The following is a 14,581-nucleotide window of genomic DNA, read 5'->3' as shown; positions in this document are numbered from 1 at the left end:
TGTCGGCGTTACAGCCGGTCGCGCAGTTCCGATAGATCGTATCCGGCGCGCTCCGCCCGTGCGAGGCGTTCATCCACGCTCAGCCCTTCGGGATTGGAGAGTGCCCACAGGACCGTGGCGCGTTTGCCGCTGCCGCAATAGGCCAGAACCTTGCCCTCGCCCGCGCACAAGGCGTCGGCCTGTTGCTGCACCGCCTCGGGCGTGATCGCGCCGGGGCTGACGGGGTTGTAGGTGAAGTCGAGGCCGCAGGCCTGCGCGGCGGCGCGAATGGCCTCGGCGTCCGGCTGCCCCTCGGCCTCGCCATCGGGGCGGTTGCAGACGATGCGCGTGAAGCCAGCGTCTTTCGCTGCTGCGACATCGTCGGGCGTGACCTGCCCTCTCACACAGAGATTGTCGGTAAGCTGGTTGCTATCCATGGGCGGTTTCCTTTGCGGGCCGGTCGAAGGCCAGCCGATTGAGCACGAGCCCGCCAAGCAGGCCTGCGGTGAAGACCGAAGCTTCCAGCGGAGCGATGGCGAGCGAGGCGATGCCGGGCCCGGGGCACAGGCCCGCCATGCCCCAGCCGATGCCGAACAGCGTGGCCCCGGCGATCAGCCGCGGGGTCAGGTCGCTGCGTTCGGGCAGGGCGAATTCGCCGGCGAAGAGAGGGTGGCGCATGCGCGGGACGAAGCGCCAGGCGATGGCCATGACGATGACCGCGCCGCCCATGACGAAGGCCAGCGTCGGGTCCCAGTCGCCGAAGATATCGAGGAATCCGCGCACGCGCGCCGGATCGGTCATGCCGCCGAACGCGAGGCCCGCTCCGAACAGCGTGCCGGACACGAGCGGGGGAAGATGGGTGCGGATCATGCGAAGGCTCCCATGAGCGCGACCGTCGCAATTCCGGCGGCCATGAAGGTGAGCGTCGCGACGATCGAACGTTGCGAGAATCGGCTGACGCCGCACACGCCATGCCCACTGGTGCAGCCGCTGCCAAGCCGCGCGCCGAAGCCCACGATGACACCGGCGACAGCCAGCACGGGCAGCGGCATAAACTCAGGATCGAGGCGGCCCTTGAGCAGCGCGACGAGCCCTGCACCCAGCGGCAATCCGATCACGAACATCCACGCGCTGGAAGGCGACATGCCGCTGTCGTTGATGCCGAAGGCGCGGCCGACGATGCCGGAAACGCCCGCGATGCGGCCTGCGCCCAGCAGCATGAGCGCTGCGGCAAGGCCGATCAGGAGACCGCCAAAGAGCCCGTCGAGCGGGGCGGCGTCGGGAAATCCGGGAAGCGTCACAGCGTGTTCACCGGGATCTTGATGTAGCTCACGCCATTCTCCTCCGGCTCGGGCAGGTGCCCGCCGCGGATATTGACCTGCACGCTCGGCATGATCAGTTCGGGCATGGAAAGCGTGCTGTCACGCTTGGTCCGCATGGCGACGAACTCGTCCTCACTCGTACCTTGCTTGACGTGGACGTTTTCCTCGCGCTGCTGGCGAACGGTGGTCTCCCACGCGTATTCGTCGCGGCCGGGGGCCTTGTAATCGTGGCACAGGAACAGACGCGTTTCGCCGGGCAGCGACAGCAGGCGCTGGATCGACTGGTAGAGCTGGCGCGCGTCGCCGCCGGGAAAGTCCGCCCGCGCCGTGCCGAAGTCGGGCATGAAGATCGTGTCACCGACAAAGGCCGCATCGCCGATGATGAAGGCGTAGTCGGCGGGCGTGTGGCCGGGTACGTGGAGCGCAATGCCCTCGATCTCGCCCAGTTTGAAGGTCTCGCCATCGGTGAACAGGTGATCGAATTGCGACCCGTCGCGCTCGAAATCGGTGCCCGCGTTGAACAGCTTGCCGAAGACGTCCTGCACCCGGATGATCTCGCGCCCGATGGACAGTTTCCCGCCCAGCTTTTCCTGCAGGTAAGGCGCTGCCGAGATATGGTCGGCATGGGCGTGGGTCTCGATCAGCCAAGTGACGGTGAGATCGTTGGCCTTCACATATTCGACGATCAGCTCGGCCGATCCATGCGAGGTACGCCCCGCAGCCGCATCGTAATCGAGCACCGAATCGATGATCGCCGCCTCGCCGCTCGCCGGATCGTGCACGACATAGGTAACCGTATTGGTCGCCTCGTCGAAGAAGCCTGCGATGGAGGGGCGTTTCGCTTTGTCCTGCGCGGCGCGGCGCACCTGTTCGGTCGCGGCGGAAAGCGAGTCGTCGGGAGCGGAAGATGTCGTTGACTGGTTCATATCAGGATTATCTAATATACCTTTGTCGGCTGTCAATGGGCCGAAGCGGTGGCCATGCTCCGCAGCAGGGTGTAGGCGCTGGGTAGATGGCTCTTTCGGACCCACCCTTGCCCGATCAACTTTCAAGGTCCTACCTTGGGTCCCGGCAGCTCGAAGACGGGTTCGGACGGCGATTTTCCTACCTGCGCCTCTCGCTCACCGACCGATGCAACTTCCGCTGCAGTTACTGCCTGCCGAACGGTTTCGTGAAGCAGGACGGCTTGCCCCCCGAACTCTCATGCGAGGAATTGCGCCGGGCCGTTTCCGCTTTCGCGCGGCTCGGCCTGTGGAAGCTGCGCCTCACCGGGGGGGAGCCTACGGTGCGCCGCGACTTCACGGAAATTGCGCGCGAGCTTGCCGGAGTGGAGGGCATCAGGCGCGTTGCGATGACCACCAACGGCTACCGGCTGGCGCGCGAAGCGGACGCATGGCGCGCGGCAGGCGTGGACGCGATCAATGTCAGCGTCGACACGCTCGACGCGGAGAGCTTTGCGCGGGTGACGGGCCACGACCGGCTGGGCGACGTCCTGGCCGGGATCGACGCGGCGCTCGCTGCCGACTTCGATGCGGTCAAGGTCAACAGCGTCCTTCTGCGCGAATTGGAGGGCGAAGGATGGCAGCAGGTGCTCGATTTCGTGGCGGCACGCGAAGTCTCCTGGCGCTTCATCGAACTGATGCGGACGAACGATAACGCCGGCTTCCATCAGCGACAGGCGACCCCGGGCGAAGCGATCCGCGAGCGCCTTCGGGACGGCGGCTGGACCCCGCTCTCCCGCGCCGACGGGGCCGGACCGGCGGTGGAATACGCCCATCCCGATTATCGCGGGAAGATCGGCCTGATCGCCCCTTATTCGACGGGCTTTTGCGACAGCTGCAACCGCCTGAGGTTGTCGAGCCGTGGGCGACTGCACCTCTGCCTGTTCGGCACGGAAGGGCTGGACCTGCGCGACCTGCTCCAGCACGACGACCAGCAAGACGAGTTGGTGAGCCGCATCCGCTCGGCCATGCCGTCCAAGACCCGCGGCCACCGGCTGCACGAAGGCGACAGCGGCACGACCCCGCATCTCGCCGCCATCGGCGGGTAGGCCTATTCCATGATCGGTTTCGACGAAGCGCTCGCGATTCTCGCCCGTTCGGTGACGGCGCTGGATAGCGAGATCGTCCCCCTCGATCAGGTCGCCGGTCGCTTCATCGCCCAGGACCTGCAAGCCCGCTACGATGCCCCCCGGTGCGATGTCTCCGTCATGGACGGATACGCCGTGCGCGCGAATTCGGCAGGGCAGGACAGGCCTTTGCAACTGACTAGCGAATCCAGACCCGGAGCGCCCTTCGCGGGCCACGTCGCTGAGAGCAATGCGGTCCGCATCTTCACCGGCGCCCCAGTCCCAAAGGGCGCCGACATCGTCATCATGCAGGAATACGCGCAAGCCTCAGGCGATACCGTGCGCTTCTCCGAGGGCTGGGGCCCGGCGCGCCACATCCGCCGGAAGGGCAGCGATTTTCGCGAAGGCGAGCGGCTGCTGGCGGCGGGAGCACGGCTGACGCCGCAAGCCATCATCGCCGCCGCCGCCGCCGACCGTGCGGAGCTGGACGTCGCGCACCGCCCTCGCCTCGCCCTGATCGCGACCGGCGACGAGCTCGTTCCGCCCGGCGAAGCGCACCGCCAGCCTCTCGCCCAGCCCGACACGGCCAGTCACGCCGTCGCCGCGCTCGCCAGCCGCATGGGCGCAGAGCTTGTCCTTCACGTGCGCGGGCGCGACGACCGCGAGGCGCTGGCCACCCTGGCCGCCCAGGCTCTCGAAGTCGCCGATTGCGTGGTCGTCACCGGCGGCGCTTCGGTGGGCGATCACGATCACGCGCGGCCCATGTTCGCCGAGACCGGGATGGAGCTGCTATTCTCGCGCATCGCTATCAAACCGGGCAAACCCGTGTGGTTCGGCAAGGCCGGATCCAAGCCAGTGCTCGGCCTGCCCGGAAATCCCGGCTCCGCGCTCGTCACAGCCCGCCTGTTCCTTCAGCCGCTGCTGGCGGCGATGCAGGGAGGCGATCCGATGGCCCAAATCGCCACCATGCCGCTCCGCCTCGGCGCCGATCTGGAAGCGAACGGTTCGCGCGAGACCTTCTTCCGCGCGAGCGCCACGCCGCAGGGCCTCGTGCCGGTGAGCAATCAGGTCAGCGGCGCGCAGGCCGTGCTCGCCGAGGCAAGCTGGCTCATCCGCCGCCCGCCTCATGCGCCAGCCGCAAGTGCAGGCTGCCTCGTCGAGGCGCTCCCGCTCTAGCGCCGCGCGGGTCAGCGGTTCCGCCGTCCCTCGATGAGCGTCTCCACCACGCCCGGATCGGCCAGCGTCGAGGTGTCGCCCAGCGCGCCGAACTCGTTCTCCGCGATCTTGCGCAGGATGCGGCGCATGATCTTGCCGCTGCGCGTCTTGGGAAGCGCGGAGGTGAAGTGCAGATGGTCGGGCGTCGCGATCGGTCCAATCTCGCGCCGGACCTGCTGGCGCAGTTCCGCCTCGAGCTCCTCGGTGGCCTCCTCGCCCGCGATCAGCGTGACGTAACAGTAGATGCCCTGCCCCTTGATATCGTGCGGGAAGCCGACCACCGCCGCCTCCGACACCTTGGGATGCAGCACCAGCGCGCTCTCGACTTCGGCCGTGCCCATTCGGTGGCCGGAAACATTAATCACATCGTCCACACGCCCGGTGATCCAGTAATAGCCATCGGCATCGCGGCGGCATCCATCGCCGGTGAAATACTTGCCGGGATAGGTGCTGAAATAGGTCTGCACGAAACGCTCGTGATCGCCATAGACGGTGCGCGCCTGTCCGGGCCAGCTGCGGGTGATGCACAGATTGCCCTCCGCCGCGCCTTCCATCACGCCGCCATCGGCATCGACCAGCTGCGGGCAGATGCCGAAGAAAGGCTTGCCCGCGCTGCCCGGTTTCATGTCGTGTGCGCCAGGAAGCGTGGTAATCATCACCCCGCCCGTCTCGGTCTGCCACCAGGTGTCGACAATGGGCGTGGTGCCGCCGCCGACATGGTCGTGATACCAGCGCCAGGCCTCGGGATTGATAGGCTCGCCCACCGAGCCGAGCAGGCGCAGGGCGGAAAGATCGTGCTTCGCCACATGCCCCTCGCCTTCGCGCATCAGCGCGCGGATCGCGGTGGGCGCAGTGTAGAAGATGTTGACCTTGTGCTTGGCGCAGACCGCCCAGAACCGGTCGTGATCGGGATAGTTCGGAACGCCTTCGAACATCACCGCGGTCGCCCCGTTCTGGAGCGGACCGTAGACGATGTAGCTGTGCCCGGTGACCCAGCCGATGTCGGCGGTGCACCAGTAGACCTCGCCGGGCCGGTAATCGAAGACATAGCGGAAGGTCGTCTCGGTCCAGACCGCATAGCCGCCGGTGGTGTGCAGCACGCCCTTGGGCTTTCCGGTGGAACCCGAGGTGTAGAGGATGAACAGCGGGTCTTCCGCCTTCATCGGCTCGCAAGGGCAATCGGCGGCGACATCGCGCGAAAGCTCATGATACCAGTGGTCGCGCCCGTCCTTCATCGTGACCGCGCCGCCCGTATGGCGGATCACCAGCACGCCCTTGGCTGGCACCTTTTCGAGCGCGGCATCGACATTGGCTTTGAGGGGTATCGGCTTGCCGCCGCGCACGCCTTCATCGGCGGTCACGATCCAGTCGCTTTTGCAATCCTCGACCCGGCCCGCGATCGCTTCGGGCGAGAAGCCGCCGAAGATCACCGAATGCACCGCGCCGATCCGCGCGCAGGCAAGCATGGCGAAAGCGCCTTCGGGCACCATCGGCATATAGATCGTGACCCGGTCGCCCTTGGCCACGCCCATCTTCTTGAGCGTGTTTGCCATCCGCACCACTTCGCGCTGCAGATCGGCGTAGGAGATGTGGCGCGTTTCGCCCTCGGGGTCGTCGGGCTCGAAGATGATCGCGGTGCGCGCGCCGTTGCCCGCCTCGACATGGCGGTCCACGGCGTTGTGGCAGATGTTGAGGACACCGTCCTCGAACCACTTGATGTCGACAGGGTCGTAGCTCCAGTCGGCGATCTTCGCGGGCTTTTGCACCCAGTCGAGCCGCCCGGCCTGCTCGGCCCAGAATTCGTCGGGCGCCTCAAGGCTGCGCGCATAGAGCGCCTCGTATTCGGCCGCATCGCAAAGCGTCCCCTCGCCAGCGGCGGCGGGGCGGCGGACCCAGTCCTGGTCGTGCGAGATCGTGCTCATGGCGGTGCTCCTCATCCCTTCGGCGTCTCTCGGGTTCGACCTTACCGGCAGCAGGAACGGGGGCAAGCGGAGACTTGGCGCGTGGGTGAGCGCGGAGCGAGGGGTTCCAATGGCTCTCCCGACCCTGCATAGCTCGTCGCTTCGAAGGGGAAAAACAGTGGCCGCAGCACCGGAAACTATCCGACTGAAACCGAGCGAACTCGTGGTCCACGGACCTTTCACCCTGCGCCGCTATTCGCCCGTTCCCGACCCGAAGCGGACGATCCTCGTGCTCGACGACAATCTCATCGGCGATGCCGCCATCGCCGCCCTGCGCGCGCGGACGGTGGACGGCACGCTCGACGATGTCGCGCTGCTGCTGGTCGGCTTCGATGCGGAGGATTACGCTACGCTCCACCCCATGCGCGGGGAGTATCTGACCTTCGGGGAATATGATCTCGGTTTTGCGGCGCTGCCAAAAACCGGCGGGGCGGAACAGCTGGCCGAATTTCTGAAGGGTCTGGTTCGCGCGGAAAGCACTCTCGTGGGCGTGATCGGCTATTCGCTGTCCGCCGCCTTCGCGATGCGCTTTGCCGGCGAACTGGAGCGGCTCGAATATATTGGTCTGCTCTCCGCCTCCCTGTGGCTGGACGCGGCGCTGGAAAACGAACTCGCCGCCACCTTCGAAACCCGACCGGACGCGAGACTCCACCTCTCCGTCGGCGGCCTGGAAACCGACCCAGCGCCCTTCCGGCCCGGCAGCATGGTCAGCCTGGCCGAGGACCTCGCCGCTCGCCTCGCCCGGTCGATGGAAGACCGCCTCGATTTCCATCGCGTGCCCGAAAGCGAACATTTCGGAGTCCTCACCGCCGGAATGGATAGAGCTTTTTCCTGGATTTGACCGCAGCCCACCCAACTGGGTGGGTTATCGCCGGCATCTCTGTGTTACTGCGCTTCCAGAAGCAGGAGGGTCGGAATGGTTCGCGTTCGCCGGTTGGACTGCGCAAACGCCGCCGATACCGGCGCATCATCGCCGTAACCGCTTGATCCGCCATGGTTGCCAAAACTCCGGCGTTCTGGTTGAGAAGCCCCATGGGGCTTTCGATCGAGCTGCTCGAACGACGCTGCCGCGACGCAGCGACGGGTGCCTATGCGTGGGATGCCCTCCTTCGCGACATTGGCGAATGGGTCGGTGGCTCCAAGGGGATGATGCTTGGGGCGGGTCTTCTCGGACCCCATCGCCATACGCTCGACTGGAACCACGATCCCAAGGGGCTTGCCCGGTACAATTCCTACTACAACCGCTTCGACCCCCGCACCCCCTACGCACGGCTCACCCCGCTCCACGGCGCTCAACTGGGCCAGAAATACGTCCGCAACGAAAGCATTGCGAAGACCGAATATTTCCAGGCGATAAATCTCGATGGTGACGTCAAGGATTCGGTCCACGGTATCATCGCGAACGATGCGGAGATCGGACGGCGCTCGATCAGCATCCAGCGCGGTTTCAAGGAGGAATTCTTTGCCGAAAGGGAGGCCGAGAGGCTCGCCGTGATCCTCCCTACGCTGGAGCGCGCCATGAAGGATTCGATCCGTGTCGCCCGGTCCGTGGCGGGCCATATGAGCGGCAACGGCTATTGCTACATGGTCGTCGACCGGGCGCGGCGGGTGATCTTTGCCGACAGCAGCCAAGACCAATATCTCGCGCGTTCGGGGCCCCTCTCCTCGACGGGCGATCTGCTTGCCAGCGGCAACGAAGGCGTTGATCGGGCCATCGAACAGGCCATCGAGACCGCGCTGGGCGAGCGTCCGGTTTCGCTGCACCTTTCCGGTGTTAAAATGGAGTTCAGCCGCGTCCCGCAGGCCCTCGCCTGGCTGGCCGACAAGGACCACTGCTTCCTCGCCATTGTCGCCCAGGAGAAACAGGCCGAAACAAGCGCGCGCCTGTTCGCAACGGCGCATGATTTTTCCGCCCGGGAGGCCGATATCCTCGCCATCCTCCTTGCTGAAGACGACCTGCGCCTCGCCGCCGACAGGTGCGGCCTAACATACGAAACGGTACGGTGGCATCTCAAGAACATGCAGATGAAATGCGGCGTATCCCGCCGCGAAACCATGCTCGCCGCCGCGCGCAAGGGCCGGATCGGCTGATCGGATACGCAGGGCCCGGTTAGTCGGCACCGGCGGCCGGCGGTGACCCCGGCGGGACGGATTGCCCCGTCCCGCCGGGTTCCGCGATCACGAATAGGCGCCTTCGGAATAGGTCAATTCGTAACTGTGGCTGTAGACTTCGAAGACGATCCCGAACGGGTCTTCGACATAGCACATGCGATAGGGCTTCTCGCCCGGATAATATTCCCGGATCGGCATACGCTGCTTGCCGCCCGCGGCGACGATCTTTTCGACCAGGCCTTCGACGTCCGGGTCCTGCACGCAGAAATGGAAAGTTCCGTGGCGGTGATGGTCGAGATTGTTTTCCGGCGCATAGTTTTCGGGAAACTCGAAGATCTCGATACCCACACGATCGGCCGTCGCGAGGTGGGCGATCTTCAGCGATTTCCAATCCGGGCCGAACACGTCTGTACACATGACGCCGATCGGGCTGTCATCCTCGAAGACCTCGGTCGGTTCCATGATAGTGTAGAGGCCGAGAACCTCGGTGTAGAATTTCACCGCCGCCTCGAGATCCGGAACGGAGAGGCCGATATGCGAAAAGGTCTTAGGCGATACATTCATGTCGTTTCCTTTCTCTGGGACACAACGCATATCGGGGCGGCGCGGCAGAAATTTAGATTATCATTTTCTATCTATATGATAAGATCGTGTTATGACCGCTTTAAATTCCGGCTGGATCGAATCCTTCCGCATCCTTTGCGAGGAGCGCAGCTTTACGCGGGCGGCGGAGCGGCTTCACATGACCCAGCCGGGCATGTCGCAGCACATAGCGAAGCTGGAAGAAAGGCTTGGCACGAAGCTGGTCGAACGCGAGGCGCCCGGCTTTCTCCTTACCGAGGCAGGTGAAAAGACGCTGGCCCTGGCCCAATCCCGCTGGCGCGAAGAGCGCGCTTTCCTTGCGAGCCTCGACGATGAGGATGCGGACAAGGGGAAGCTTTCGCTGACCTGTTCAGGCAGCTTCGCCACATTTCTCTATCCCCGCCTGATCGAATGGATGGCTGAGGCGCCCGGCCTCTCGATCACACTCGATGCAGCGCCGGAGGAAAGCATCCTCCAGGGTGTCTTGGCGGGCGCTTTCGATTTCGGAATTGTGTCGGGCGACCAGCGCCATCCGCGCCTTGAAATGGAAAGGCTTGGCGCGGAACCTCTCGACCTCGTCCTTCCCGGCGCATGGCAGGGCAGGACGCCACGCTTTAGCGACCTCCAGGACCTCGGATACATCCACCACCCCGACGGGCCGCGATATGCCGATCTTGTCCTCGGCGCGAACTTCGCCCCGGATTATCGCGGGTGGGAGACCCTGCGCATCCGCAGCTCGGTGAACCAGATCGGGCAAATACCCGCGCCCGTTGCAGGCGGGCTCGGCTACACGATCCTGCCGCGCAGCGGGATCCTCGGATTTCCGGACCGAGACAAGCTGTCGAAAGCCCCCCTCGGCCAGCCGACACTGCTCGAACTGCGCCTGATCTGGCTCAAGGGCAAGACGCGCTCGAAGCGCGACGAAAAGCTGGCCCGCATCGTGCGGGAAGAAGCTGGCAGGCTCGACTGACGCGCCTGCCAGCGAGGATCAACCGGCCTTGGCCAGAGTTTCCAGCAACTTTTCCGCAGCAGGCTCGCTCGAAGGCGGGTTCTGGCCGGTGATCAGCAGGCCATCCTGCACGACATAGGGTTCGAATACGCCGACCTTGGAATAATTTCCGCCCTGCTGCTTCAGTACGTCTTCGAGCAGGAAGGGCACCACGTCGGTCAGGCCGACCGCTTCTTCTTCCTCGTTGGTGAAGCCGGTGACCTTGCGGCCCTTCACGATCGGTTCGCCATCGGGAGACGTCACGTTCTTGAGGACGGCCGGCGCATGGCAGACGAGCGCAACCGGCTTGCCCGCCGAGAGCGCACCCTCGATGGTCGCCTTGGAATCGGCGCTTTCCGCCAAATCCCACAGCGGCCCGTGCCCCCCGGGATAGAACACCCCGTCGAATTGCGAAACGTCGACATCGGCCAACTTATGGGTCGAAGCGAGATGCGCCTGCGCTTCCTCATCATCCTTGAACCGCTTGGTCGCATCGGTCTGCGCATCGGGTTCGTCGGACTTGGGGTCCAGCGGGGGCTGCCCGCCGGCCGGACTCGCCAGCGTGATGTCGTGGCCCGCATCCTTGAGCACGTAGTAGGGCGCTGCAAATTCCTCGAGCCAGAAGCCGGTTTTCTTGCCGGTATCGCCCAGCTGGTCGTGGCTGGTTAGAACCATGAGGATTTTCATGTGCCTAGTCCTTTATCGAGAGAATAGCGCCCGTCGCAATCCGACCGGGCTTCGTGATGGAAACACGCCAGCATCAGTTCGGTTTCGAAATGCAATTTTTCCTCTCTGACGGAACCGATTGGGGAACAGGGCTTATCCACCGATGACGGGTCGCTCCGCGCGAATGGCAGCGGGCCCAGGTCGATTTATTCAACAATCATTGAATACTCGACCGCCGGGCCTTATGTTGCAGCGCACAAGGAGCGGTGAATGGCCGAGCGACGCGGGCGTGGACGCCCGAAAGATACCGATAGCGACACCAGTGCAGCGATTTCGCGGGCCGCGCTGCAGCGCTTTGCCGCGCAGGGATTCGAGGCGACGTCGCTGCGCGAGATAGCCGGCGATGCCGGGGTCGACGTTGCGCTGATTTCCTATCGCTTTGGCGGCAAGCAGGGCTTGTGGAAGGATATCGTCTCGCAGGCCGGGGCAGATCTGCGCGAGGCGCTCGAGCGGGCCCCTGGCGATAGCGAAGAGGCAAGCGCCCAGCATCGGCTCGACCATTCGGCCCGCGCGTTCCTCGCCTATCTCCTCGATCGGCCAGAGGTCCCACGCCTGCTGCTGCGCGACATAACGATCGATAGCGACCGCTCGCAATGGCTGCTCGAAACGCTTTCGCAGCCGCTTCACCGGCATTTCATCGATCTGGCGCAAGCTGCAGCGGACGAGCGTGGCAAGGCCCCGACGCACCTCCAGTTTCGGGTGGCGAATTTCATCTATTCCGCTGCCAGCACCGTCGCCCGGCGCGACCGCCTCGGCAAGCTTGTTGGCGGGATGGAAGACGATGCTGAATTTGCAGCTGCGCTTGAAGAAGTTCTCGTCAACGGAGCGCTGATGCCGTGACCGAACGCGACACCCTCATCGACACTGTGGATGGCTACCGCTTCAAGCCGCACGAGATGCCGATCCTCCCCGGCTCTCCGGCCAACCCCGACCACCCCCCAGGGCGCCGCGCGGCCTATCTCGCCATCGGTATCTTCATGGCTCTGGTAGGCGGCGCGCAAAACGGATTCCTGCTTGCCAACGCACCCGCGCTGCAGGCCGAATTCGTGCTGACACCGGTCGAGACAGGCTGGCTGACGGTGGCCTTCTATTCGACCTACGCCACCATGAGCATGCTCTTGTTCCGAGTGCGGCAGGAATTCGGCATCCAGCCCTTCGTGCGCTGGGCCATGGCGGGACTGGTCGCGGCTAATTTCGTGCAGATGATCGGTCCCGGCTACTATCCCGAACTCGCGGCGCGCGCAGTTGCGGGCATTACCGCCAGCGGCCTCTCCGCGCTCGCGATCTATTACCTCATGCAGGGGCTGCCCGCGGCCATGCGTGTTGGCGGACTGGTAATCTCGCTCGGCCTCACGCAGGTCGCCTTCCCGCTCACTCGCGCACTCTCGCCGGCCCTGCTGGTCGACGGCGACATCAGCCATATCTTCCAGTTTCAGTTCGCGCTTTCGCTGCTGGGCCTGGGGATGGTCTACTGGCTGCGCCTGCCGCCGGGTATCCGCAAGCAGACCTTCGAGAAGCTCGATATCCCGAGCATCGCCTTGTTCATTATCGGGGTCGCCGCATTGTGCGCCTTCCTGATCCAGGGCCGCATCCAGTGGTGGGACACGCCATGGCTCGGTTATGCGCTGGCCACCAGCATCCTAGCGCTGGGCGGGTGCTTCCTGATCGAAGCAAACCGCAAGAGCCCCATGCTCGACCTAAGCTGGCTGTCGAGCCGCTCCATCCTCGCGCTTGCGCTGATCGGGGCAACGGTGCGCATCCTCGTTGCCGAGCAAGGCTTCGGGGCGAGCGGGATGTTCGCCGCGCTGGGCTACGGCAACGAGCAGCTGACCGGCTATTTCTGGGTCCTCGCCGGGGCCACCTTCGGCGGCATGGCGCTGTCAGTGGTGCGGCTCGACCCCAAGGACCTGACCCGGCCCGTGCTCTTCGCCATCCTCGTCATCTGCATCGCCGCCTTTGCCGATACGCGCACCGGGGTGATGACAAGGCCGCAGGATCTCTACCTCACGCAGGCCGCCATCGCCTTCGGTGCGGTCTTCGCCATGGGACCGATCATGATGGAGGGGATGCTGCGCGCGCTTGCGGCGGGCCAGAGCTATGTCATCAGCTTCATCGCGATATTCTCGCTCTCGCAATCGATCGGCGGCCTTGCGGGTATTTCGCTGCTGTCCGCCTTCCACACCGTGCGCCTGAAAACGCATCTCATCGACGCCGGAAGCACGCTCACCCTCGCGAACCAGCAACTGGGTCAGGCTCTTGGCAATGCCGCACAGCGTGCCGCTCCGCTTCAGGGCGACCCCGCTCTCCAGCAGCAGTCCGCCGCCGCGAGCATCTCGCAGGAAGTCGGCCGCGAGGCTGCGGTGCTCGCCTTCAACGATGTTTTCTTCCTCATCGGCACGCTCTCGGCGGTGACTTTCGCCGTCGTCTTCGTGCCGTGGCTCATCGACAAGATCCGCGGGCGTAACCCGCTCGCCAAGGAACTGGCCTTCATGGAGGCCATGCTCGCAAGGACCAGACAATGACCGATCCGAACCCTTCCGAAACCGAAACCATGACCGAAGACGCGCCCGCGCCCGAGCAGGAGACAGGCTGGTCGCCCAACCCCTCGCGCCGCCGGATCGTGGTAGCGGTCGGGGCGATCCTCCTCGGCGTCCTCGTGGCCCTGTTCGCCTGGGACCTCCCGCCCTTCGGCGGTGGCGATGAGACGACCAACAACGCCTATGTCCGCGGGCGCACCACGGTCGTCAGCCCGCAGGTGGCAGGCTACCTCGTCGAGGTGCCGGTGGCGGACTTCCAGCGCGTGGAGAAGGGCGAGCTGCTCGCCCGGATCGACGATGCGCCCTACCAGCAGAAGCTCCAGCAGGGCGCGGCCAACACCGCAGCGCAGCGAGCGACGCTGGCCAACAGCGCGCAAAGCCTGCGCTCGGCACAGGCGCAGCTTGAAGCGCAGGATGCCGCCGTCGCTGCGGCCCGCGCCGGACTGCAGAAGGCGCAGGCCGACATGAACCGCATCGCAGAGCTGGTTGGCGAAGGCTCCGTGTCGCTGCGTGAGCGCGACCAGGCCCGCGCGGCGCTGCAACAGGCGCAGGCGGGTGTCAGCCAGGCGCAGGCGCAGCGCGCCATTGCGGCCGAGAACGTGCGCTCGGTCACCGTCGGGCGCGGCGCACTCGAGGCGCAGGTGGCGGGCGCGGAGGCAACCAAGGGCCTCGCCGAATTCGAGCTCTCGCGCACCGAGATCCGCGCGCCGCGTGCAGGACGGCTGAGCGAGGTCAGCGCGCGCGTCGGCCAGCTGGTCACTGCCGGGACCCAGCTCATGTACATCGTCCCCGACGACCTATGGGTCGTGGCGAATTTCAAGGAAACGCAGACCGCGAACATGGCGGTCGGCCAGCGCGCCACCCTCGAAATCGACGCGCTGGGTGGCTTGGAACTCACTGGCCGGGTGCAAAGCATTGCGCCGGCTGCCAGCAGCGAATTCAGCCTGGTGAAACCCGACACCGGCGCAGGCAATTTCGTCAAGGTGCCGCAGCGCATCGCCGTGCGCATCGTGCTCGACAAGGGGCAGGAAGCCGCCCAGCGGCTCGGCCCGGGCATGTCGGTCGTCGCCACTGTCCATACGGAGGACTGA

At 65.2% G+C, this 14,581-nt stretch carries 15 protein-coding genes; 8 read left to right on the top strand and 7 right to left on the bottom strand.

All coding sequences use genetic code 11. The features are described 5' to 3' along the window. Positions 1–8 precede the first annotated feature (8 nt). From K3148_RS07660 to K3148_RS07645, 4 genes are read right to left on the bottom strand one after another with little or no spacing between them, the layout of a single operon-like run. Positions 9–416 carry a protein tyrosine phosphatase family protein gene (locus K3148_RS07660; RefSeq protein WP_221424259.1) on the bottom strand — a complete coding sequence of 136 codons (408 nt, stop codon included), beginning with the start codon at positions 414–416 and terminating at the stop codon, positions 9–11. Next, on the bottom strand, positions 409–849 hold the full coding sequence (locus K3148_RS07655; RefSeq protein ID WP_221424258.1) for a DUF6691 family protein: 441 nt from the start codon (positions 847–849) through the stop codon (positions 409–411). The genes K3148_RS07660 and K3148_RS07655 overlap by 8 nt, the downstream gene beginning before the upstream one ends. Further along, positions 846–1,280 (bottom strand): YeeE/YedE family protein, encoded by a 435-nt coding sequence (locus K3148_RS07650; protein ID WP_221424257.1) that lies wholly within the window; start codon positions 1,278–1,280, stop codon positions 846–848. Before K3148_RS07650 ends, K3148_RS07655 begins: the two co-directional genes overlap by 4 nt. Next, positions 1,277–2,227: an MBL fold metallo-hydrolase gene (locus K3148_RS07645; protein WP_221424256.1), complete on the bottom strand. Its 951-nt coding sequence runs from the start codon at positions 2,225–2,227 to the stop codon at positions 1,277–1,279. Before K3148_RS07645 ends, K3148_RS07650 begins: the two co-directional genes overlap by 4 nt. A gap of 107 nt (positions 2,228–2,334) precedes the next feature. On the opposite strand from K3148_RS07645, the gene moaA reads away from it, so the two are divergent. Continuing rightward, a complete protein-coding gene (gene moaA, locus K3148_RS07640; protein ID WP_247711512.1) occupies positions 2,335–3,351 on the top strand; it encodes a GTP 3',8-cyclase MoaA in 1,017 nt (338 codons plus the stop codon). Positions 3,352–3,360: 9 nt separating this feature from the next. Continuing rightward, on the top strand, positions 3,361–4,545 hold the full coding sequence (locus tag K3148_RS07635) for a molybdopterin molybdotransferase MoeA (protein ID WP_221424254.1): 1,185 nt from the start codon (positions 3,361–3,363) through the stop codon (positions 4,543–4,545). A gap of 11 nt (positions 4,546–4,556) precedes the next feature. Here K3148_RS07635 and acs read toward each other — a convergent pair whose 3' ends face one another. Beyond that, entirely contained in the window at positions 4,557–6,506 is a 1,950-nt protein-coding gene (gene acs, locus K3148_RS07630; RefSeq protein ID WP_221424253.1) for an acetate--CoA ligase, read from the bottom strand. A 157-nt stretch (positions 6,507–6,663) separates the two neighbouring features. Here acs and K3148_RS07625 point away from each other — a divergent pair, with 157 nt between their 5' ends. Further along, a complete protein-coding gene (locus tag K3148_RS07625) occupies positions 6,664–7,386 on the top strand; it encodes an alpha/beta hydrolase (protein WP_221424252.1) in 723 nt (240 codons plus the stop codon). Between the two features lie 191 nt (positions 7,387–7,577). Further along, positions 7,578–8,636 carry a helix-turn-helix transcriptional regulator gene (locus K3148_RS07620; protein ID WP_221424251.1) on the top strand — a complete coding sequence of 353 codons (1,059 nt, stop codon included), beginning with the start codon at positions 7,578–7,580 and terminating at the stop codon, positions 8,634–8,636. Between the two features lie 87 nt (positions 8,637–8,723). On the opposite strand, the gene K3148_RS07615 is transcribed toward K3148_RS07620, so the two are convergent. Continuing rightward, positions 8,724–9,221, bottom strand: a complete 498-nt coding sequence (locus tag K3148_RS07615; RefSeq protein WP_221424250.1) for a lactoylglutathione lyase family protein — start codon at positions 9,219–9,221, stop codon at positions 8,724–8,726. Between the two features lie 91 nt (positions 9,222–9,312). On the opposite strand from K3148_RS07615, the gene K3148_RS07610 reads away from it, so the two are divergent. Continuing rightward, positions 9,313–10,209 carry a LysR family transcriptional regulator gene (locus K3148_RS07610; protein WP_221424249.1) on the top strand — a complete coding sequence of 299 codons (897 nt, stop codon included), beginning with the start codon at positions 9,313–9,315 and terminating at the stop codon, positions 10,207–10,209. An 18-nt stretch (positions 10,210–10,227) separates the two neighbouring features. On the opposite strand, the gene K3148_RS07605 is transcribed toward K3148_RS07610, so the two are convergent. Beyond that, complete coding sequence (locus K3148_RS07605; RefSeq protein ID WP_221424248.1) at positions 10,228–10,914, bottom strand: type 1 glutamine amidotransferase domain-containing protein; 687 nt, start codon at positions 10,912–10,914, stop codon at positions 10,228–10,230. A 249-nt stretch (positions 10,915–11,163) separates the two neighbouring features. On the opposite strand from K3148_RS07605, the gene K3148_RS07600 reads away from it, so the two are divergent. From K3148_RS07600 to K3148_RS07590, 3 genes are read left to right on the top strand one after another with little or no spacing between them, the layout of a single operon-like run. Continuing rightward, complete coding sequence (locus K3148_RS07600) at positions 11,164–11,793, top strand: TetR family transcriptional regulator (protein WP_221424247.1); 630 nt, start codon at positions 11,164–11,166, stop codon at positions 11,791–11,793. Then, the gene (locus K3148_RS07595) at positions 11,790–13,475 is read left to right on the top strand and encodes an MFS transporter (RefSeq protein WP_221424246.1); all 1,686 of its coding nucleotides are present in this window, start codon (positions 11,790–11,792) and stop codon (positions 13,473–13,475) included. The genes K3148_RS07600 and K3148_RS07595 overlap by 4 nt, the downstream gene beginning before the upstream one ends. Then, positions 13,472–14,581: an HlyD family secretion protein gene (locus K3148_RS07590; protein ID WP_221424245.1), complete on the top strand. Its 1,110-nt coding sequence runs from the start codon at positions 13,472–13,474 to the stop codon at positions 14,579–14,581. Before K3148_RS07595 ends, K3148_RS07590 begins: the two co-directional genes overlap by 4 nt.

This window comes from Qipengyuania aurantiaca, from assembly GCF_019711375.1.
GTDB classification, from domain to species: domain Bacteria; phylum Pseudomonadota; class Alphaproteobacteria; order Sphingomonadales; family Sphingomonadaceae; genus Qipengyuania; species Qipengyuania aurantiaca.
This window is presented reverse-complemented; position numbering and strand designations above follow the sequence as displayed.

Coding starts and splice junctions, on each gene's coding strand:
- K3148_RS07655 (WP_221424258.1), bottom strand. CDS start 849: ATGATCCGCACCCATCTTCCCCCGCTCGTGTCCGGCACGCTGTTCGGA.
- K3148_RS07620 (WP_221424251.1), top strand. CDS start 7,578: ATGGGGCTTTCGATCGAGCTGCTCGAACGACGCTGCCGCGACGCAGCG.
- K3148_RS07610 (WP_221424249.1), top strand. CDS start 9,313: ATGACCGCTTTAAATTCCGGCTGGATCGAATCCTTCCGCATCCTTTGC.
- K3148_RS07660 (WP_221424259.1), bottom strand. CDS start 416: ATGGATAGCAACCAGCTTACCGACAATCTCTGTGTGAGAGGGCAGGTC.
- K3148_RS07605 (WP_221424248.1), bottom strand. CDS start 10,914: ATGAAAATCCTCATGGTTCTAACCAGCCACGACCAGCTGGGCGATACC.
- K3148_RS07590 (WP_221424245.1), top strand. CDS start 13,472: ATGACCGATCCGAACCCTTCCGAAACCGAAACCATGACCGAAGACGCG.
- K3148_RS07615 (WP_221424250.1), bottom strand. CDS start 9,221: ATGAATGTATCGCCTAAGACCTTTTCGCATATCGGCCTCTCCGTTCCG.
- K3148_RS07645 (WP_221424256.1), bottom strand. CDS start 2,227: ATGAACCAGTCAACGACATCTTCCGCTCCCGACGACTCGCTTTCCGCC.
- K3148_RS07600 (WP_221424247.1), top strand. CDS start 11,164: ATGGCCGAGCGACGCGGGCGTGGACGCCCGAAAGATACCGATAGCGAC.
- acs (WP_221424253.1), bottom strand. CDS start 6,506: ATGAGCACGATCTCGCACGACCAGGACTGGGTCCGCCGCCCCGCCGCC.
- K3148_RS07635 (WP_221424254.1), top strand. CDS start 3,361: ATGATCGGTTTCGACGAAGCGCTCGCGATTCTCGCCCGTTCGGTGACG.